The organism is Halobacillus sp. BAB-2008 (assembly GCF_000328325.1).
Lineage (GTDB): Bacteria > Bacillota > Bacilli > Bacillales > Halobacillaceae > Halobacillus.
In genome coordinates this window covers 1-19,560 of sequence record NZ_ANPF01000048.1, presented here as the reverse complement: position 1 = coordinate 19,560, position 19,560 = coordinate 1, and the positions used below count along the sequence as shown (strand labels likewise).

Here is a 19,560-nt window from a genome sequence, read left to right as displayed (position 1 = left end):
AAGTACTCACATCCTTAATCTTCAAGAAATTGAGAAAGTTTTTCTGTTTTCGGCTGGTCCAGCATATCCGGGAAGGGGCCGTCTTCCTGCAGATGTCCATCTGCAATAAAAAGACCACGGTCTCCCAGGCGGCGTGCCTGAGAGAGATTGTGTGTAACCATCAGCATCGTTAAAGAATGTTCATGAATCAATTCCTCCAGCACCTCTTCGATCTCTTCCGCCGTCCGGTAATCCAGAGCACTGGTCGGCTCATCCAGAAGCAGAACGTCCGGAGAATTCGCGAGGGTTCTAGCAAGAGACACGCGCTGCATTTCACCGCCGGACAGCTGTTCCACGTCCCGATTGAGATAGCTGGATGGCAGCTGAACATACTCCATCAGCTTTTTCCCCTCTTTATCATTCCATTCTCCAGACAGACTTGGTCCATATTTAATATTGTCAAGAACCGTTCCTGGAAAAAGGTTCGGAGATTGAAGAACAAGTCCTACTTCTTTACGAAGTTTAGTTATCGAATAATTCTCAATCGGTTCTCCTTTGAAATAAATTTCTCCTTTTTGCGGATCGCTCAAGCGGTTCAGCAGGAACAACAGAGTGCTTTTCCCTGCACCTGAAGGTCCGAAGAGAATGACTTTTTCATTCTTCTCCATCGTGAAGTTGATGTCTTCCAAAGGATCTTGATACACATGCTTCAATTGGAACATAAGGCTTCCCCCATTTCTTAAATCACTATGTATATATGTAACCATACCCCCATATGCACAAAAATATGTAGACAAACCACCCCGCGCAGAATTTCACATAAAAAACCCCTACTCCCATAGGGAATAAGGGTTTGTCATATCAATTTCCGGTCTTCTGAAAATCGTAAAAACGGAACAAATCTCCATAGATAATATTATCGGAATAACTTAATTCTTTATTCACTGCCTCTTTTGTTTGATCACATGCGTCCTTCTGATTTTCCGGAAGAGGTTCTCCCGTTTCCCTGTCATAGCATGTTTCACTTGCATAGACGTAATCATTCGTCACGAAGCTTCCATCTCTCATTGCGACAAAATCTTTTTTCCTTTCCCCGAACATGTTGTCTCCAAAGGTCATATCCTCCGAAGCATCGATACCGAGAAGGTGAAGCAATGTCGGCTTGACATCGATTTGGCCGACCACTTTCTCATTGATCCCACCTTGTTCATACCCGGGAATATGGACCATGAAAGGGACACGCTGGAGTTGAGTCTGGACATAAGGAGTCACTTCCTCTCCCAGGAACTGTCCCATGGCTTTGTTATGGAAATCACTGATACCATAATGATCCCCCATAAGAACAATAATGGAGTCTTCATATATCCCTGAATCCTTTAGCTGTTGAAAGAACTGCTCCAGGGCCTCATCCGTATAACGAGCCGTCTGCACATAGGCATTAAGGGTGTTTGAATTGGAATCGTATGGGTCGATATGTGCTTTTTCTTCCGGCAGTTCGAAAGGAAAATGGTGCGTAAGTGTAATGAACTTACTGTAAAACGGCTTCTCCTGCGCTTGTAAATACTTGATTGACTGCTCAAAGAAAGCTTTGTCTTCCAGCCCCCACCCGAACGAATTGTCCGGTGTGATCTGGTAGGAGTTCTCATCGTAAAATTCGTCATATCCGATGTTGTCGTACATGACATCCCTATTCCAGAAGCTGGCGTTGTTTGCATGAAAAACAGACGTTTCATACCCGTTATTGTTCAGTATTTCCGGTAAAGCGTGGTATTCATTATCGGCATTGGTGAAGTAGACCGCTCCTCTTCCCAAAGGATAAAGGGAGTTTTCAACGATGAATTCAGAATCCGATGTTTTTCCCTGTGCGGTTTGATGATAGAAATTATTAAAGAATATGGTATCATCCTGTTCTTTCAATTCATCAAGGAAAGGCGTAATCTCTTTCCCGTTCACTTCCGAATCAAGCAGGAAATTCTGGAAAGATTCCACACTGACGAAAATGACATTTTTATTTTCAGCGATACCAAAAAGCTCATCTTTCTTATCCACCGTATCCGGCGAAGTCTCCTCAATGTAGGATTCAATCTCACTGATTTCACTTCCATCGGCGAATACGCGCTGTGCCTTGGTCTTCGTCTGCATCGTCGCGTCATAAAGATGATAGTTGTAAATCCCGATGTTCTTCACCAGGTATTCTCTGTCAAACGTCCTCACGAACAGCATGGGCCTTTCAATTTCAGCAAGAACCACGTTGCCGGCGAGCAGCAGGAACGTAATCGCTGTTGCTGCAATCTTGCTGTTCTTTGGAAGTCTGACGGTCAAATCGAACTTTTTCGTACTCAAATACCAGACAACCGCCACATCAAGGAACAGAAAGATATCTTCCCAGTGGATCAGTGTCAGGATGCTTCCTGACAAATCGGCTGCGTTATTTCCTTGGAATAATACCGGGAGGGTAATGAAGTCCGTGAAATTTCTATAAAAAATCAGATTAAAAAACAATACCAAAGTTCCGAGTAACGTCGTCCATCTCAAATATTTTCGCTGGCTATTAGGCTTAAACCAAACACTGACAGCGAAAACGAGATAGGCGCTTGCAATCGGGTTAAAGAACAAGATGAATTCCTGCATCGGATTTTCTATTGATAAATCAAAAAAGAACCGATAAACCAGGTAGGTTTTCAGCCCGAACAGTAATGTCGCAATCACAAAAAGCGGAATGCGATTATTTCTTACCTGCATGATGGCTCCTCCTCTATAGCAATAGCGGTTCTGCACGTTGTTATCGTGCCCCGCATGATCCTTTAGCTTATTCCACTCCATAAGATTATTAAACAGCTTCGTCTTATATGACGAGTATCATACGCTAAAAGTTTCAAAAAAATATTTTTCCATCATTTGTAACCGAACATAATCCATCTCCTATCATAATAAAGGAAAACTAAAAAGGGAAGCCTTATCCCTATAATTTTGAAAGGAAAAATTTGTTTTATAAAAAGAAAAAGGAGCTGATCACTCAGCTCCTTTTTCTTTATCGATTTTTTTTGACTAAATAGGCACCACCGATTACTCCTGCATCATTCCCTAATTGGGCGATACCGAAGGACGAAGCTTGCGCCGTCCGCTTCAGTGCATATTTTCTATACGCTTCCTCCAGCGGCTTGAGCAGAATGTCGCCGGCTTTGGAAACGCCCCCGCCAATGACGATTTTCTCCGGATTAATGGCAATGGCCAGGTTGGCGATGGCCATCCCCAGGGTCTCTGTCACTTCATGCACGACTTGGGCAGCTGAAGCATCTTTATTTGCTGCTGCTTCAAAGACTGCTTTCGCAGATAGTTCCCCTTTATTGATAAGATCGTTCAATATAGAAGTCTTGTCCTTATTGGCAGCAATCGTTGCTTTACGAACAATTCCAGTAGCAGATGTTTCCGTTTCCAAACAGCCGGTCTTTCCACAGTTACATGGCGCCCCGCCTGAAGGCAGGACGGTCACATGGCCGAGTTCAGCCGCTGTTCCATTTGCGCCGTTTAAGATATTGCCGTTCGCAATAATGCCGCCACCGACGCCGGTTCCGATCGTTACTGCAATCAATTCTTTGCATCCCTGCCCGGCTCCGAGCCAATTTTCCCCGAGAGCGGCCAGGTTGGCATCATTATCGACCCAGACAGGTAAACCAGTCAATTCCTTCAAGTGCATACCGAAATCGAAATCTTTCCAGCCGATATTGACCGCTTCATGTATGAAGCCGGTTTCTGTATCAACAAAACCGGGAGCTCCTGCACCTATACCGGCTACCTGTTCCCTGTCAATTCCGCTTTCCTGCAATTTGGAAGCGATTGCTTCTGCAATATCAGCAGGTATAGATGCCCCCATGTCTGTGGTGTTCGTAGGTATCTCCCATTTCGTAAGAATGTCGCCGTCCTCTTTAATAACAGCCAGTTTTACGGTCGTGCCTCCGATATCCGCACCTATGTAATAGGTTTGTGTCATGATGTTCCCTCTCCCCTCAATCGTTCTCTCTCTTCTGCCATTTCACTACGCAGCAGTAAAATGGGCCATTTGGTAATCATGGGAGGACATGCATTGGGCCTTATACAACTCCCTGATTTCCTCTTCCATCAACTCGAGATCGGCAATACGATCTCCGATATAAATAAATGTTCCAAACTTTTTTAAGTATTGCTGAATATCATAAATCGTTTTCACGAAGCATCACCTTTATCCATTATACCAAGTCCATCGCATTCTGAAAATAATAAAACCCCGATACCATTAACGGTCGGGGTCTTGGGGATGCAGGAACGCAGGCCGTCTGTTTTTGAGAGGGATCGGTGAACGGAGCAGGACATCCCGCAACGGCTTCCAGGCGAAAGGAAGAAACGGCCACAAATAAGGAGTCTTAAAGGTCTGCATGTTCGCAAGATACAATATCCAAAACGTCACACCTATGACATACCCTTTCACTCCGAACACACCGGTAAACAACAACAGCGCCATTCGTGAGAGTCTGTCTGCGAGACCGATTTCATAGCTCGGTGTTGCAAACGTACCCACGGCAGCGAGTGCTAAATAGAGGACGACTTCACTCGAGAACAAGCCGACTTCGACGGCAACCTGTCCGATTAAGATCGCCGCTACAAGACCAAGTGCTGTCCCGAGCGATGATGGTGTATGGATGGCCGCCATACGCAGCATGTCAATACCGATCTCGGCAATCAGGAACTGGATGATCAGCGGAATGATTCCCGCCTCTGATGGACCAATAAATGACAATAATTCCGGCAGTAATTCCGGCTGTTTAGAGAAAAGGAAATATAAAGGTAATACAAAGATAGACGCAAAGAATGCAAAGAAACGAACCCAGCGCAAATATGCGCCGACAAGCGGTTTCTGCCGGTATTCCTCCGCGTGCTGCAAGTGATGAAAAAAAGTAGCCGGCGTAATCATTACACTTGGTGATCCGTCAATGATGACCAGAATATGCCCTTCATATAGATGGGCGGCGGCTGTATCCGGTCTTTCCGTATATCGAATGACAGGGTAAGGATTCCAATATCTCCCACTGATATATTCTTCGATCGTTTTCTCCGCCATTGGAAGAGCATCCGTATCGATCTCTTTCAACACACGCTGGAGGTGCTCGACGCGTTCTGTGTCTGCGATGTCTTTAATATAGCAGATACACACATCCGTTTGGGAACGTCTTCCAATCTGCAAGTACTCCATCCGAAGGGAGCGATCCCTCACTCTTCTCCGTGTTAGTGCCGTATTAAAAACGATCGTCTCAACAAAACCGTCCCTGGATCCTCGAACCACCCGCTCTAAATCGGGCTCCTGGGGGCCGCGTACCGGATACGTCCTGGCATCGATGAGTATGACTTCATCCACACCTTCCACGACAAGCGCCGTTGGTCCTGCCAATACCGTATCTGCTGCTTTATTTAAATCCTTTTGCTTATCCAGTTCTATATAAGGAAGGTGTGTTCGAAGCAGGCGTTCCAGCGGATCAGGCTCAAGCTGATCTTTATCAAGCTCCGATAGTAACTTCATTAAATAGTGGAGTATATCATCTTTCACAAAGCCGTCGACCATGAACAGGGACATGCCCCTGCCTGCGTAGACGAGATCAAGGTGGATCATGTCAAAGCTCTCATCCACACCGAGCCGCTCTTTCATATAGGAAACATTTTTTGAGTAGTCCTGAAATAACCGTTGTTCCTCCACAGCATTTCCTCCTTCTTCCTTGCTACCGGTTAGTTTTTTCCAAACAAGAGGAATCATGCATGGACGATCAAGGAATTCACAGGCATGTCCCGGAGAAAAACATCATATCCTCCCTATATAGAATAGCTTTCAGCCTTCAAGGGAGTTGGTAGTGGTGAAGAAGGTATGGATTTATTGGGTGCTGGGTTTGCTCGTATTAGCCGCCACCATCGCTGTGTTCACACAATCTTACACGGAAGAAGCAGTCATTAAATATTTCCCGCTGGATGAGACAACGGCATTCAAATCTTTTGGGACGAGTCTGGAATTTTCCGGCCAGGAAGACGAAGATGAATATGAAGTGGTTTGGGAAGTTTCTTCCGAGAGCGAAAAACCGATGTATCTGCGTCAGGATGTTTCCCTTCTATATGTAAATGGAAGACTAAAAGGAGTGGTGAGCAAATGGGAGGAGAACGCGTCCATCATCAAGAAGAAAACGAGCATCCACGGAGAGGACAGTCAGAAATATCAAGCGGTATCGTTCCATCACGGTGAGCTTCATCTAGGGGAGGAAGCAATCAGGAGCATTCAGGCAACATCCGGAGATGAGCTCTACGTCATCGATTCTCCGCATACGAAGCGCACCTCTTTTACATCCCCGGAAACACCGGAGGAAGAAGAGTGGAAACAACGGCTCGATCATACCATTAATCAACAGATCCGCGCCCAGTGGGATGAGCTTCTCGCTCACTTTCAAGTGAAAGAAAGCGACTATACCGCTGTTCCCCTCACACGCCTGGCAGACTTTGAAGATAAAGAACTTCCAGGAGTTCCTAAAGGGCAGTCAGAGAGGATTAAGGGACAGCTTTGGGAAGGATTGTATAAGAACTACATTCTGGGTATCCATGATACGAATTCCAGCCACCCGATCCAAAGCTATATCCCACTCCTTCTCTTCGATAAAAAGGGGAAGCATGTAATGGTTCTGTATGAAGACGACACAGGTAAGAAACATCAGCTGCTCCAATATTATTGATTGAGTTCCTGATAAAACCGATGGAAATCTTCATTGCCGGGAACCAACTGGGCAGCCTCTCTCGCATGAGAGGCTGCTTTCTCTATATCTCCCTGCTCTTCATACAGAAGAGCGAGATTATAATGAGCTTCGGCCATATCCGGAGCTAGATCTACGACTTTATTCAGATCCTTCTCTGCAAGAGCGGTCTCCCCTTCTTGAAAATACGCATAAGAACGGTTAAACAAAAGCTCCGCTTCATACAAGTCAGGGGCCTCCAACGCATCTGTCGTACGATCGATGACCTCCTGAAACTCCCCTTGTTCATTTAGTTCCTGCGTTTTCTGTACTTCAGAAAAGACCTGGCCGCCGTTGAATGTGCCATTCCATCCGAGAAGGACCATCGCCCCAAGAGCTGCTGCAAATACGAGCACCGACACCGTCCGCAGCCCTGGCCGCTTCTGTTTCGGCAGCTGACTGATCGCCGCTGCGATAAAACCGCCGATTAACCCACCCATATGAGCTCCGTTATCAATTTGTGGAACAAATAGTCCGAAAGCGATGTTCAGTCCGATAATAAACAGCAGATTCCAGCCCATCGTCTGAAAGAACAACCGTCTGTTCCAAACTCCGAAATACAGCAGGGCACCAAACAATCCGAATATCGCCCCGGAAGCACCTGCGGAGACTTGTGGGTTAAGCATAAAGCTGGCAACACTTCCGAATACTCCGGCAAGCAGATAGATAATGATATAACGCCACGATCCGTAAATACGCTCCACTGCCGTTCCTATATAATAGAGCGCAAGCATGTTCATCATCAAGTGGATAAGACCAATATGAAGGAACATGGAAGTCACGAGCCTCCACCATTCCCCCTCCATGATTGCAGGATTAAATTTCGCTCCATACTCAATGAGGGTTTCCACGTTTGTACTTCCCCCCGCCCACTCCAGTAAAAGAAACAGGGCGACGTTCACAGCCAAAAGCAGATAAGTGACGAACGGCTTTCCATTTCCGAACAGCTCTTGTACTTCCTGTTTCTTTCTTTCATGATGAGCTACAATCTGACGCTGCAGCTGAGGAATGGCAGCCTCTTTCTGATCTGCATCCCAATCTCCGGTCTCTTCCATCGGCGTCAAGCCTAATTGATCATAGAATTTTGCTGTCCCTTCCCTCTTGTTCTCATCATGGAGATAGTAAAGCTCCGTCGTCGTCTTAAAAGAGGACGTGATTTCGGATACATCCTCCCAGTCATCAACCGGCGGATGCTCGGATATATAAATGGAATGAAAGACGACTTTCGCCCCGCGGAACAGCTGTTTATTTTGATTAAGCTGGGTGAGGGTGATTTCCAAATCTCTTTTCCATTCACTTCTCCAATTGATTTGTTTATGTTTCATGCGGACGACATGATTTTTCCGTTTGTATTGTTTCTCAAGCCAGACTTCCCCTGCTTGAGTATTCATATGTAAAACTTGGAAACCTTTGTTTAACACTAAATCATAGGTCATTTTCCATAAGTGAAACTCCTGTTCGATAAACACAACCGATTCCCCCCTCTTCCCGTTCATCATACCATGACGGCATTCAAGCGGGCTAATAGCGTGCACAAAAAAAGCCATCAGGAAACCTGACAGCTTTACTCTCCACCTCTTCGAAACATTTGGCTCAGCATTCTTTCTCTGATCCAAGGAATGTTCATCGAGAAACGGACCAGTATTCTCCTTAATACAGGGACCTTCGCCACCACATCGAGAACCATATACCGGTAGCGATACAGCGTACTGATCATGGTGCTCACGAAAACCGCCCAACGGAAGAAACGGCGCATCCAAACCACCTCGACTCTTTTCTGTGATATCCCTATTTTCCGCAGGCGGATGTAGTCTTATTCATGAAAAGTTAAGTTCCTTCACTTTTCAACTGTGGAACGGATGCCTGACTCTGTCAGAATATAATGGACAGGCTGATCATAAGATTCGATGGGAAGCCTTTCCTGCTGCTGCATTTCCGCTGCCATCATCATCGTAGTCCCTCGGAAATCCTCCAGGAAACGATCATAATAGCCCCCTCCGTACCCAATCCGGTATCCTTCCGCGTCATACAACAGCCCTGGTACGAGAAGAAGATCGATCTGCATTTTGTCGACCATTTCGGCTCGCTCGGGATCCGGCTCTAAAAGACCGAAATACACTTTTTCCAGCTGGTCGTAATCTTCCAGGCGGTAAAATGCCATCTGTTTCGTATCAGGGAAGCACTTCGGTATAACAATCGTTTTGTCATCCCGCCACCCTTCCTCAATGATCCCTTTAGTCGACCATTCGTGAGCCTGGGAGAGCGTCACCCCTATGACGTCGGCTGTCTTCCATAAAGAACTGCGGAACAGGTTCTCCTGCATAGATGCCTCCAGCTTCTCTCTATCCCCGGCACCAATCCCTTTAAGCAGACGCTTTCCTCTGAAACGTAGCTCTGTCTTGTCCACAACGTCCTCTCCCTTCTTTTGATACAAAAAAAACAGTAGGAAAAAATCCTACTGCTTACTTCGTTTCACGGTGAAGCGTGTGTTTACCTAGGCGTGGGCTGTATTTCATAAGCTCCAGACGCTCTGTGTTTTTACGCTTGTTTTTCGTAGTAATATAATTGCGGTCACCAGTTTCAGTGCAAGCAAGTGTAATATTTACGCGCATGTGTATTCCTCCTAATCATCATCGAATTCACTGTCTATCCTTCACTATCAGACTTAATCATAATAACAAAAAGAAACTTTCCTTTCAAGTATATATTCACGGAAAACATCGGAAAACCCATAGTCACCGGAGACCATCTATGATATAACTAATTTTGGAGAAAAAAAAGGAGTGGTTTTATGATATCCATCATTAGTACCATCGTCATCATTGCCGCGGTCCTGTTCATCCTCTCATTTTTCATGAAAGATCGTGTGAAGGAAGTAGAGAAGCAGGTAGAGCAGGTCTCTCTTACGATGATGCAGAACAATTATCAAATGAAAAAGAAAATGAAGGTCCTGGAAGAAGAACTTTTAAGTGATCATATAGTGGAAGATAAAGCTCCGCGCCCGGCTTCCCCGCGTCCGTCCGCGCCTGTTCCCGAAGACCTTCCGGCTGAAGAAACCGTACTGCATATGTACAGAAAAGGCTATAAGACACATTACATAGCGAAACAGACAAAACTCAGTGAACATACGGTGGAGTCCTTGATTGAGGAAGAGAAAGCGGCAGGTGTGAAGCAATGAAGACGTCACTCAGAGCCTTCTCCCTGGGATTGATGACTTCCGCTCTTATCCTTGCAGGATTCCTTTGGATTACGGACGAACCGGTTAAGAAAGTGGAGAGCAGGCAGCTGCCTGCGAAAGAGGAAATGATCAGCCAGCTGGAAGATGATGGGTATGCCGTTATGACCAGCGACGAAAGGGCTGCCCTTACTGCTGAACAGCCTGTGGAAGCTGCCAAGCCTGATACAGCTGTCCACACATTTTCCCTTGATATAACAGCAGGAACTACGCTCCCTGATATTATTGAGAAACTGGCCCGAACAAACATCCTTCAAGACCCGGACGCTCTCTCCGACTACATGGAGGAGAACGATTACAGCCGATATATACGCCAGGGTACCGTTACCGTCAATTCCAACATGTCTATGGAAGAAATAGCGGAAGCCATCTCTACTAAATAATGAAGCGCCTTTTGGCGGCCTTTTCATTATTTATTCAAATCAAGCGTCTTCCCTTTAACCAGGTAATAAATGTTCTCTCCAATGTTCGTGATATGATCAGCGAAACGCTCGATATACCGCGCCACATAGGAAACCTGCATGATATGCTGGATCTGTTCCGGGTTAATCGCCGTCAATTCAAGTGTTTCTCGTGTAATTTTCCCGTATTTGTCATCCACGATATCATCCATTTCCTGAAGCTTCCTCGCAAGAGAAATATCTTCGTACTCGAAAGCCTTGATGGCGAGGTCAACCATGTCCATCGCCATGACCGCCATTTCCCTAAGTTCCGGGTTGATAGCTATCCCATGATTTTCACCAAGATGAAGCGTTGCCTTCGCAATGTTCGTGGAATGGTCTGCCATTCTTTCCAAATCTGCAGATATCTTGATGGAAATGATGATCTTACGCAGATCCCTGGCAACAGGCTGCTGCTTTGCCAGCATAAGAATCGCTTCGTCATTAATTTTTTCTTCTTTTAAATCAATCCATTCATCCTCTTCCATGATCTTCCTTGCTCCCTCCAGGTCTCCCTCGTAGAAAACATGGATAGCCGTGTCCAAAGATTCTTTCGTCGATAAAGCCAAATCCTGAATCTGTTTCTTTAAACCATCAAGTGCTTCTTCAAAGTGTGTTCGTGTCGTCATAGTATCCCCCTTTTGTTTCTTAACCGAAACGGCCTGTAATGTAATCTTCTGTACGTTTATCCCTAGGGGTTTGGAACAGGTCATCCGTAGCGGCATATTCGATTAATTCCCCGTTTAGGAAGAAAGCTGTCTTGTCAGATATACGCGCAGCCTGCTGCATATTGTGAGTGACGATGATGATGCTGTATTTCTTCTTCAACTCCTGAACGAGCTCTTCGACCTTAGCCGTAGAAATAGGATCCAGGGCGGAAGTCGGCTCATCCATTAAAATGACATCCGGTTCCACGGCAAGAGCACGAGCAATACATACACGCTGCTGCTGACCACCGGACAAACCATAGGCATTTTCGTTCAGACGATCTTTAAGCTCATCCCAAATAGCAGCGCCCTTTAAACTTTTTTCTACGATTTCGTCCAGCACCGCTTTCTTCTTGATTCCATGGATACGCGGTCCGTAAGCAACGTTGTCATAGATGGATTTTGGAAAAGGGTTCGGCTTTTGGAAAACCATACCGACTTTCGTCCGCAAGTATTCCTTCTTGAATTTACTGTTGAATATTTCTTCATCCCGGTATTTAATACTTCCGGATGTCTTTACAATCGGCACCATTTCCACCATACGGTTCAACGTTTTCAGGAATGTAGATTTCCCACAACCCGATGGGCCGATAATTGCCGTCACATTTCGTTCCGGAATCTCCATATTCACATCGTACAGTGCTTGGTCTGATCCGTACCAAAGGTTCAAATTCTCCACTTCCATGATGTTCTTCATGCTTTCCTTGCTACCATGGTCCGCAGTCTGATCCACCGCTGGTGTCGTTTGGTTCTTTTTTGTTTTATCCATGACTTTCATCATGAGAAACCCTCCTCATCCAAGTTAAAAACGTTTTTGATATTTGTTTCTGATTACAACGGCAATAGAGTTCATGAGCAACAATACGGCAAGAAGAATGATGATCCCGGCCCCTGCAACAAACTGCCATTCTTCCTGCGGGCGGCCCGTCCAGTTATAAATTTGAATCGGCATGACCGTGTACTTCGCAAGCAGCGATTCCGGCAGCGTATAGATCGCTGTGGCCGCTCCGACGATGATGAGCGGAGCCGTTTCTCCGATGGCTCTGGAAAGGGCGATGATTGTTCCCGTCAGAATACCAGGTACGGCAGCCGGCAGGATTACCCGCTGAATCGTCTGCCATTTGGAAGCTCCCATTCCGTATGACGCTTCTTTAATTTCCGCCGGTACAGACCGGATGGATTCCTGCGCTGCTACAAAGATGACCGGAAGAATCAAGAGAGCCATCGTCAATCCTCCAGCAAGCAAGGTATAACCGAAGCTGAACATGTAAACGAAAAATGTCAGACCCAGTAGACCAAACACGATAGATGGAACGCCGGCAAGGTTCTGGATATTGACACGGATGAAATCCGTCATCTTATTCTTCGGTGCATATTCCTCTAAATAAATGGCCGTAGCCACGCCTATGACCACTGATACAATCGCAACAATGATCATAAGAAAGATCGAACCGATGAGACCGGCATAAATTCCTGCTTCTTCCGGATAGGGAGCAGGAAAGTTAGAAATGTAATCCCAGCTTAAATAGCCAATTCCTTGAGTCAATACACGATAAAAGAGCAGGACGAGGAAGATGAGTCCTACAGCGGTCGCAAGCCCGAACAGTGCCATCATGATTTTATTGACAGCTACTCTTCCTTCCATTCGTCTCTTTATGGTTTGTTCCTTTTGTCCAAGCATCAATATTCCTCCCTGAACCTGCGTGATATAAATTGTGCAATTAGGTTCATGACAAGCGTAAAGACGAACAACGTCATTCCTACAGCATAAAGGCTGTAATAAATCGTAGAGCCAAACGTCGTATCACCCGTTGCCGCCTGCACAATAAACGCCGTCATCGTCTGAATGGATTCCGTAGGGTTGAATGTCATATTAGGGGTGGCACCTGCCGCAATCGTTACAATCATCGTTTCCCCAATAGCCCGCGATACAGCGAGAACGACGGAAGCGACAATTCCAGAGAATGCAGCTGGAAGGACCACTTTAAAGACAACTTCCAACTTGGTTGCACCGAGTCCATACGCACCTTCCCGAAGCGCGTTCGGCACGGAATTCATTGCATCTTCCGACAAAGAGGCGATCATGGGAATAATCATAATTCCAACGACGACACCTGCACTCATGGCGTTGAATATTCCTAAGTCAGGAATGAAGGACTGAAACAAAGGTGTAATGAACGTCAATGCGAAATATCCATAAACGACCGTAGGAATACCAGCCAACACTTCCAGAATCGGCTTGATAATCCTTCTTACTCGATCACTTGCGTACTCACTCAAGAAAATAGCGGACATTAATCCGAGCGGAACTGCTACAACTGTAGCGATCAATGTAATCAAAAGCGTTCCACCGATCAATGGTGCAATCCCATATTCCCCGGACCACGGGGACCACTGGGTTCCTGTATAAAAATCAAAGAGATTCACCTCGGAGAAAAATCCGATAGACTCCCGTAACAATGTGAACAAAATACCTGCTGTTGTCAGTACACTAACGGCTGCACACAATAGAAGGAAGAACGGGATGACACGTTCCATACGCTCCCCCATGGTTTTCTTTCTTTTGTTCTCTTCTATCATCTGTTGGACATCAATCATTTTCCCCTCTGATTGCAATCCTTTGTCCATCTTCAAAACTCCTCTCATCCATAAGGCAAGGTGAGACCATAATCAGTCTCACCTCTCCTTGTTCAGTTTTCCAAATTTATTATTCCGTCCAGCCTTTTACTGTTTCCAGCTGTTCTTGATACTTCTCTTCAGGCAGAGCTACATAACCAACTTCTTCTGCTGCCTTACCGGCATTCTCAAGCAGGTATGTTGTGAAATCCTGAACCTGCTCCTTCTCTTTGTATGCATCCACGTTTACGTAAGTGAACAATGGACGGGAAAGCGGTGTGTAAGAACCATCCTGAATCGTTTCTGGATTCGGTTTAACTGCTTCTCCACCATCCTCAGAAATTCCAAGAACCTTAAGCTTGTCTTCATTCTCTGCATAATACGCATATCCGAAGAATCCGATCGCATTTGGATCATTCTCAATTCCGCGTACTAGGACGTTGTCGTCTTCAGAAAGGGTCGTGTTCTTGCCTTCTTTCATCGGCTCTTCTTCAAGAATGACTTCATTGAAGTAGTCGAACGTACCGGAATCGTGACCAGGGCTGAAGATTTTGATTTGCTCATCCGGCCATTCCGGATTGATGTCAGACCAAGTTTGTACATCCGAAGAATCAAGGAAGATCTGCTTCAGCTGATCGATTGTCAATTCATCGACGAAGTCGTTTTCTTTACTTACTACGACGGAAAGACCATCATAGGCAAGTTCAAGCTCTTCCAACTGTACATCGTTTTCTTCTGCTGCAGCCATCTCTTCTTCCTTAATAGGACGGGAAGCATTGCTCAAGTCGATTTCTCCGACCGTTGATTTCTTGAATCCGCCGCCTGATCCGGAAGCGTTAACTGTCACATTGACATCCGGATTGTCCTGGTTATACGTATATGTCAGGTTTTCCATGATTGGAAATACAGTAGATGAACCGTCAATGGCGATTGGACCGGATACTCCGTCTCCACTTTCGGAATCAGAACCTTCTGCAGATGAATCGTTGTCCGACCCACACGCTGCCAATACACCCATTGCAAGCATTAATACAGAAAGTAGTGCAAATTTCTTCAAGTTGTTCATTTCTTTTCTCCCCCTATTTCTTTTCAGATCTATGTAGGCGGCCCCGGCCGACCCACAACTACATCATAACGGGGGTATTTTAAGGACATATGAACTATACGTAAAGGTTTTGTAAATAGAAAAAAAGAGCGATGCTTTCGCATCACTCTTCTTCGGTCGTCTGCTCTTCTTCTGTTCCTTGTACCTGTTCTTCATCTCCGCTCATCGTCAAGCCCTTCTCTGCGCGCTCTTCCTTCAGATCGAAGTAGGCTTTGCCGATCCGGGCACCGATGTTGTTACTGACATTGAACGTACTGTTGGCGTCTTCACCGACGTGCGGCGTAACGACGGAAAAGGCGATTTCCGGATCATCGTAAGGCGCATAACCTACCAGCACTTTGTTCAATAATTCCTCTACATACGTATTGCCGCCCTGCCCGTCCGGGACGGTAGCCGGCGCTTCCGCCGTTCCGGTTTTCCCTGCCATTTTATACTTTTTATAGGCAGGACTGGAGAACACGCTGCTCGCCGTTCCCCCGCTCGTCTGGAACACTTGGCGGAACCCTTCCTGCACCCGTTCGATATAGGAGGGATCCATATCGATACGATTCAAGACCTTTGGATCATAGTCTTTGTATATCGGTCCCAGCCCCTCCTGTTGGGAAGGGTCGTGAATGCTCTTCACAAGATGCGGCTGAATACGGTAACCGCCATTAGCGATCGTGGATACATACTGATTGAGCTGCATCGCTGTATAACTGTGGAACTGACCGATAGAGAAATCGAGAATCTCTCCTGGATTTGAAATCTCTCCATTTACACCGGTCGATTCATATGGGAAATCTATTCCGGTCTTTACACCTAGACCGAATTGATTGAAATTATAAACGAACTTATCAAGAGTTCCCTCTTTAAGAGATAATCCTTTGACATTATAATCCATCCCGTAATCTCCACCCAGCCTTCTTGCGAGGAAGAACATGTATACGTTTGATGACTTCTGCAGGGCTGTAATATCATTTACAGTTCCATTGTTTTGGGATAAGGAACCTTTTTTCAATCCATTAATATACATTGGTTTGTCAAAGAATGTCTGCCCGGGCTGAATAGCCCCTTCATGTAAACCGGTCAAAATCGTCGCTCCCTTAATAGAGGACCCCGGGGTGTACGAGTTGTACACCGCCTGGTGGGAAACATCGGTGAACCTCGAGCCGCCCTCTTCGATGACGCGGTTATACTGCTGGCCGGATATGGCAAGAATCTCGCCGGTCTTCGGATTGGAGACGACGGCCATGGAGGACCTTAAATGACGGTTCTGTCCCGGCGCCTTCTGAATGGCAGCCGCGAGCTCCTCCTGGACGATTTTGTCGACTTGTTCCTGTAATTCCGCATCGATTGTCAGAACGAGATCTTTCCCCCGCTCTCCTTCTCTCACGACTTTCGTGTTGATGACGTTGTTGCGGCTGTCGGTTTCGTATTGGACTTTCTCTTTTGTACCTCTTAAGACGTCCTCATACTGCTGTTCGAGGCCGCTGACGCCGACACGGTCGTTGCGGCTGTAATCGAGCGACATCAGACGATCCATCTGATCCTTTGGAATACCCTGCTTGCTTGACGTGATGCCTCCGATGTAGCTGCGGAACAGGGACTCGTAAGGATAATCCCGTTCCCAGTCTGCGGTTACGTTAATACCGGGAAGCATTTCCAAGTTTTCCGCTACAGCAGAATACTCCTTCTCCGATATATCTGCATTTTTCACCACGTGCGGTGCAAGCGCGTAGGCCTGGTCCAGTTCTTTCTTGATCGCGATGACTTCCTTCGTCTGATCATCATAGCCGGAAATTTCGTCATCTTTGATGCTGTCGAGCTGAACCTTATACACTTCTCCATTATCCATATCATCATCGACTTTATCTTCGACCCGTTCTGTAATCTCTTCTTCATGTAATAAGAAGAAATACTCTTTCAGATCCCGATCGGTCAAATTATCATGGTCCATATCGATGTACGCGGCAAGCTTCTCTGCCAGTTCCAATTTATCCGTCGCCTGTACCCCTTTGGACGGCGTGTATGTAATGGAATACAGCGGCTTATTATCGACGACTACCCTTCCATAGCGATCATACATTTCCCCGCGGGGGACCGGTATGGTCGTAGTCGTATTCTCTGTTCGGTCAATTTCATCCTGTGCTTCTTCCCCGTTGAGTATCTGTACGACACCCAGCTGCAGAATGATCGCTGCAAATAGGACAAAGACAACAAAAAACACGATGTTCAAACGGAAAGGAAGATGTGAATTCTGATTGTATTTATTCTTGTTTTTCTTCCCCATGGACTCCTCTCCTTCTTAAAAAAATCCTTCCATCATTATAGCATTTTTCCTGTTATGAAGGATAGGAGAACATGGGATTATGTTTCAATTATGTGACGCTCTGGACACCCTCGTATCAATCCCTTTTATAAAAAAGTAAATGAAGAAATGTCCTCCACCTACAATCAAAAGAATATAAGGAATTCCCGTTTCCGGAGATATGAGCGCAATCGCCAGAAGGAAAATGATAATCGATACGACACGGCCGATATTCAAGAAAATTTCGCGCACAACGATGTATTCGATCCTCATTTCGGCAGCGTTCCAGGACTTCCCTATCACATCATAGGTCAGGGAGACATAGGGAACATATAACAGCGGGAAGAACATTCCGGCAATGGCACCGTATAAAAGGAGGAGCGGCATCGTATCACTGATGAGCAAAAGCAGGACATTCAAATATAAGACAAGCCCCGATATGAAGATGGCCTTTTTTCTGTTATAAGGCTTCACTATTTTACTTACAAGGAAGTAAAAAAGGAAGGAGAAGCCGGAATAAACCAGGTTGAAAACGCCAAGCGACAGCTCATTCTGGGTCATTAGAAAAATCCAGATGGTGACAGCAAACAAGAAGATCCCTTCCCGGAAGCCCTGAGATACGTGGGCATGAAGGATTTTTCGCCAATTGCCGTTTCGCTTTCTCTCCCTTACTATCTGCCTGAAAGAAAATACCCCCGCCGCCTTCCTTCTCGATAAACCGAAGCTTACAAGCACCGCTACGATAAATAAGCTGAAAGATATCGTAAAGATGACGGTGTATCCTGTAAAATTATTCAGCCGGGAAATGATGAAACCAGCAAGCAGTGGTCCACTCATTCCACCAAGGGACTGTAGAACCCCTAGAAATCCGTTGAAGAAGTCCCTCGTTTCCGGTTCCGTAATTTCAAAGGTCAAGACATTATAGGCAAGCCAGTAAAAGCCATAGCCGATACCAAGCAGTGCGCCGAGCATAATATTGAACTCGGCTGCCCTTTCCCCTACAATCAATACCGTCATAAAGAAAAGAGATAAAACGGTCACCCCGGCTCTAAGCACAATGACTCTGTCGATTCGTTTGGCACACTTTCCAGCAAAGATGAATGTCAATGGCTGCATGACATAAATGGCCAAATTATACATGGCTATATCTGTATAGCTGTTGGATTGCTTCCACAAATATATGTTCACAAATGTACTGGATAAGAAGATGCCAAGCGAGTATAAGCCTCCGATCAAAAGCAACAACAACAAATCTTTCGGTACGTCTTCGCGGCCGAGCCACGTTCGCAAGCTGCTCACCATAAATCCACGTCTCCTTTGTGTTCCTCTTTAGTGTTATCAGAACAAAAGGAGATATACAAAAAGAAGGGTACGGATATAAATCCGTACCCTTCTCCTCATTTAGTTATTTTGCAGCGTCGAAGCGCTTCGATACTTCATCCCAGTTGACAACGTTCCAAAATGCGGAAACATAGTCAGGACGACGGTTTTGGTAGTTCAGGTAGTATGCATGCTCCCAAACGTCAAGACCTAGGATTGGAGTTTTTCCTTCCATAATCGGTGAATCCTGGTTAAGGGTATCGATTACTTCAAGGTTGCCATTATTGACTACTAGCCAAGCCCAACCGGAACCGAAACGGCCTGTTGCTGCGGATTCGAATTCTTCTTTGAACTTGTCAAAGCTTCCGAACGTATCATTGATCTTCGTAGCAAGATCTCCTGCCGGCTCACCGCCGCCATTCGGAGAAAGAATTGTCCAGAACAAGCTGTGGTTGGCATGTCCACCACCGTTGCGGCGAACAGCTGTACGAATTTCTTCCGGTACGACAGAAAGGTTATTGGCAAGCAATTCCTCAAGAGATTTGTCCTGAAGATCCGCGTGACCTTCCAACGCGCCGTTCAGTTTCGTAACGTAGCCGTTGTGGTGCTTCGTATGGTGGATGTTCATTGTTTCCTTATCGATTGTTGGTTCTAGTGCATCATAGGCGTAAGGTAGTTCTGGTAGTTCAAATTTAGCCATAATGTAACTCCTCCTTTAAATTAATATGTAAGAACAGAAGCCTCGCTTCTCATCTTACATTATCAAACCGCAAAATGACATGCAAATTTTTTGCATCCGGAAGAAAGCTATTTCTCTTCCGGTATTAAGAATTCCCCCTGAATAGAAATTCAAACATGAAATTTTCACGTCCCATTCTTCATCCTACGAAGAATACATACGCATAAAACTACGGAGAGAAGAAGCTTGGTGCCGGGATCATCGGAACAAGGGAGACTCGGCTGTTGCTAAAAAAAAGAACAAGCCTTAAGGCTTGTTCTTTATCAAAAGTGGCTCGGGACGGAATCGAACCGCCGACACACGGATTTTCAGTCCGTTGCTCTACCGACTGA

General features: G+C 45.8%; 20 protein-coding genes. 3 read left to right on the top strand and 17 right to left on the bottom strand.

Annotated features, from left to right (window positions below; all coding sequences use genetic code 11):
- Positions 1-14: 14 nt before the first annotated feature.
- From D479_RS11185 to D479_RS11165, 5 genes are all read right to left on the bottom strand, one after another.
- Positions 15-701, bottom strand: coding sequence for an ATP-binding cassette domain-containing protein (locus tag D479_RS11185; protein ID WP_008637002.1), 687 nt, complete (start codon positions 699-701; stop codon positions 15-17).
- A gap of 139 nt (positions 702-840) precedes the next feature.
- Entirely contained in the window at positions 841-2,721 is a 1,881-nt protein-coding gene (locus D479_RS11180) for an LTA synthase family protein (protein WP_008637001.1), read from the bottom strand.
- A 289-nt stretch (positions 2,722-3,010) separates the two neighbouring features.
- Positions 3,011-3,970: an ROK family glucokinase gene (locus D479_RS11175; protein WP_008637000.1), complete on the bottom strand. Its 960-nt coding sequence runs from the start codon at positions 3,968-3,970 to the stop codon at positions 3,011-3,013.
- Between the two features lie 45 nt (positions 3,971-4,015).
- Positions 4,016-4,186 (bottom strand): YqgQ family protein, encoded by a 171-nt coding sequence (locus D479_RS11170; protein ID WP_008636999.1) that lies wholly within the window; start codon positions 4,184-4,186, stop codon positions 4,016-4,018.
- A 66-nt stretch (positions 4,187-4,252) separates the two neighbouring features.
- Complete coding sequence (locus D479_RS11165) at positions 4,253-5,656, bottom strand: spore germination protein (protein ID WP_051348876.1); 1,404 nt, start codon at positions 5,654-5,656, stop codon at positions 4,253-4,255.
- A 202-nt stretch (positions 5,657-5,858) separates the two neighbouring features.
- Between D479_RS11165 and D479_RS11160 the strand changes: the two genes are divergently transcribed.
- Positions 5,859-6,719, top strand: a complete 861-nt coding sequence (locus D479_RS11160) for a hypothetical protein (RefSeq protein ID WP_008636997.1) — start codon at positions 5,859-5,861, stop codon at positions 6,717-6,719.
- Here the strand turns inward: D479_RS11160 and D479_RS11155 are convergent.
- The 4 genes from D479_RS11155 to rpmG form a co-directional block, all read right to left on the bottom strand.
- Positions 6,713-8,245, bottom strand: coding sequence for a rhomboid family intramembrane serine protease (locus tag D479_RS11155; RefSeq protein WP_008636996.1), 1,533 nt, complete (start codon positions 8,243-8,245; stop codon positions 6,713-6,715). The two genes, D479_RS11160 and D479_RS11155, sit on opposite strands and share 7 nt — an antisense overlap.
- Before the next feature lie 95 nt (positions 8,246-8,340).
- Positions 8,341-8,532, bottom strand: a complete 192-nt coding sequence (locus tag D479_RS11150) for a hypothetical protein (protein ID WP_008636994.1) — start codon at positions 8,530-8,532, stop codon at positions 8,341-8,343.
- Positions 8,533-8,613: 81 nt separating this feature from the next.
- On the bottom strand, positions 8,614-9,183 hold the full coding sequence (locus tag D479_RS11145; protein ID WP_008636986.1) for a 5-formyltetrahydrofolate cyclo-ligase: 570 nt from the start codon (positions 9,181-9,183) through the stop codon (positions 8,614-8,616).
- Between the two features lie 55 nt (positions 9,184-9,238).
- Positions 9,239-9,388, bottom strand: a complete 150-nt coding sequence (gene rpmG / locus D479_RS11140; protein ID WP_008636983.1) for a 50S ribosomal protein L33 — start codon at positions 9,386-9,388, stop codon at positions 9,239-9,241.
- Between the two features lie 179 nt (positions 9,389-9,567).
- On the opposite strand from rpmG, the gene D479_RS11135 reads away from it, so the two are divergent.
- Both D479_RS11135 and D479_RS11130 read left to right on the top strand, forming a co-directional pair.
- Positions 9,568-9,954 carry a response regulator transcription factor gene (locus D479_RS11135; protein WP_008636981.1) on the top strand — a complete coding sequence of 129 codons (387 nt, stop codon included), beginning with the start codon at positions 9,568-9,570 and terminating at the stop codon, positions 9,952-9,954.
- Positions 9,951-10,394 carry a hypothetical protein gene (locus D479_RS11130; RefSeq protein WP_008636979.1) on the top strand — a complete coding sequence of 148 codons (444 nt, stop codon included), beginning with the start codon at positions 9,951-9,953 and terminating at the stop codon, positions 10,392-10,394. The genes D479_RS11135 and D479_RS11130 overlap by 4 nt, the downstream gene beginning before the upstream one ends.
- Positions 10,395-10,420: 26 nt before the next feature.
- Here the strand turns inward: D479_RS11130 and phoU are convergent, their stop codons facing one another.
- The 8 genes from phoU to D479_RS11090 all read right to left on the bottom strand — a co-directional run bounded on the left by phoU (position 10,421) and on the right by D479_RS11090 (position 19,189).
- Positions 10,421-11,080: a phosphate signaling complex protein PhoU gene (gene phoU, locus D479_RS11125; RefSeq protein ID WP_008636976.1), complete on the bottom strand. Its 660-nt coding sequence runs from the start codon at positions 11,078-11,080 to the stop codon at positions 10,421-10,423.
- 19 nt (positions 11,081-11,099) lie between these two features.
- On the bottom strand, positions 11,100-11,939 hold the full coding sequence (gene pstB, locus D479_RS11120; RefSeq protein ID WP_026577208.1) for a phosphate ABC transporter ATP-binding protein PstB: 840 nt from the start codon (positions 11,937-11,939) through the stop codon (positions 11,100-11,102).
- A 21-nt stretch (positions 11,940-11,960) separates the two neighbouring features.
- The gene (pstA, locus tag D479_RS11115; protein ID WP_008636973.1) at positions 11,961-12,839 is read right to left on the bottom strand and encodes a phosphate ABC transporter permease PstA; all 879 of its coding nucleotides are present in this window, start codon (positions 12,837-12,839) and stop codon (positions 11,961-11,963) included.
- Positions 12,839-13,786 (bottom strand): phosphate ABC transporter permease subunit PstC, encoded by a 948-nt coding sequence (pstC, locus tag D479_RS11110; RefSeq protein WP_008636970.1) that lies wholly within the window; start codon positions 13,784-13,786, stop codon positions 12,839-12,841. Before pstC ends, pstA begins: the two co-directional genes overlap by 1 nt.
- A gap of 79 nt (positions 13,787-13,865) precedes the next feature.
- Positions 13,866-14,840 (bottom strand): PstS family phosphate ABC transporter substrate-binding protein, encoded by a 975-nt coding sequence (locus D479_RS11105; protein ID WP_008636967.1) that lies wholly within the window; start codon positions 14,838-14,840, stop codon positions 13,866-13,868.
- A gap of 142 nt (positions 14,841-14,982) precedes the next feature.
- Positions 14,983-17,151 carry a penicillin-binding protein 2 gene (locus D479_RS11100; protein WP_008636966.1) on the bottom strand — a complete coding sequence of 723 codons (2,169 nt, stop codon included), beginning with the start codon at positions 17,149-17,151 and terminating at the stop codon, positions 14,983-14,985.
- Between the two features lie 84 nt (positions 17,152-17,235).
- On the bottom strand, positions 17,236-18,471 hold the full coding sequence (locus tag D479_RS11095) for an MFS transporter (protein WP_008636964.1): 1,236 nt from the start codon (positions 18,469-18,471) through the stop codon (positions 17,236-17,238).
- A 103-nt stretch (positions 18,472-18,574) separates the two neighbouring features.
- The gene (locus D479_RS11090; RefSeq protein ID WP_008636963.1) at positions 18,575-19,189 is read right to left on the bottom strand and encodes a superoxide dismutase; all 615 of its coding nucleotides are present in this window, start codon (positions 19,187-19,189) and stop codon (positions 18,575-18,577) included.
- Positions 19,190-19,560: the final 371 nt, after the last annotated feature.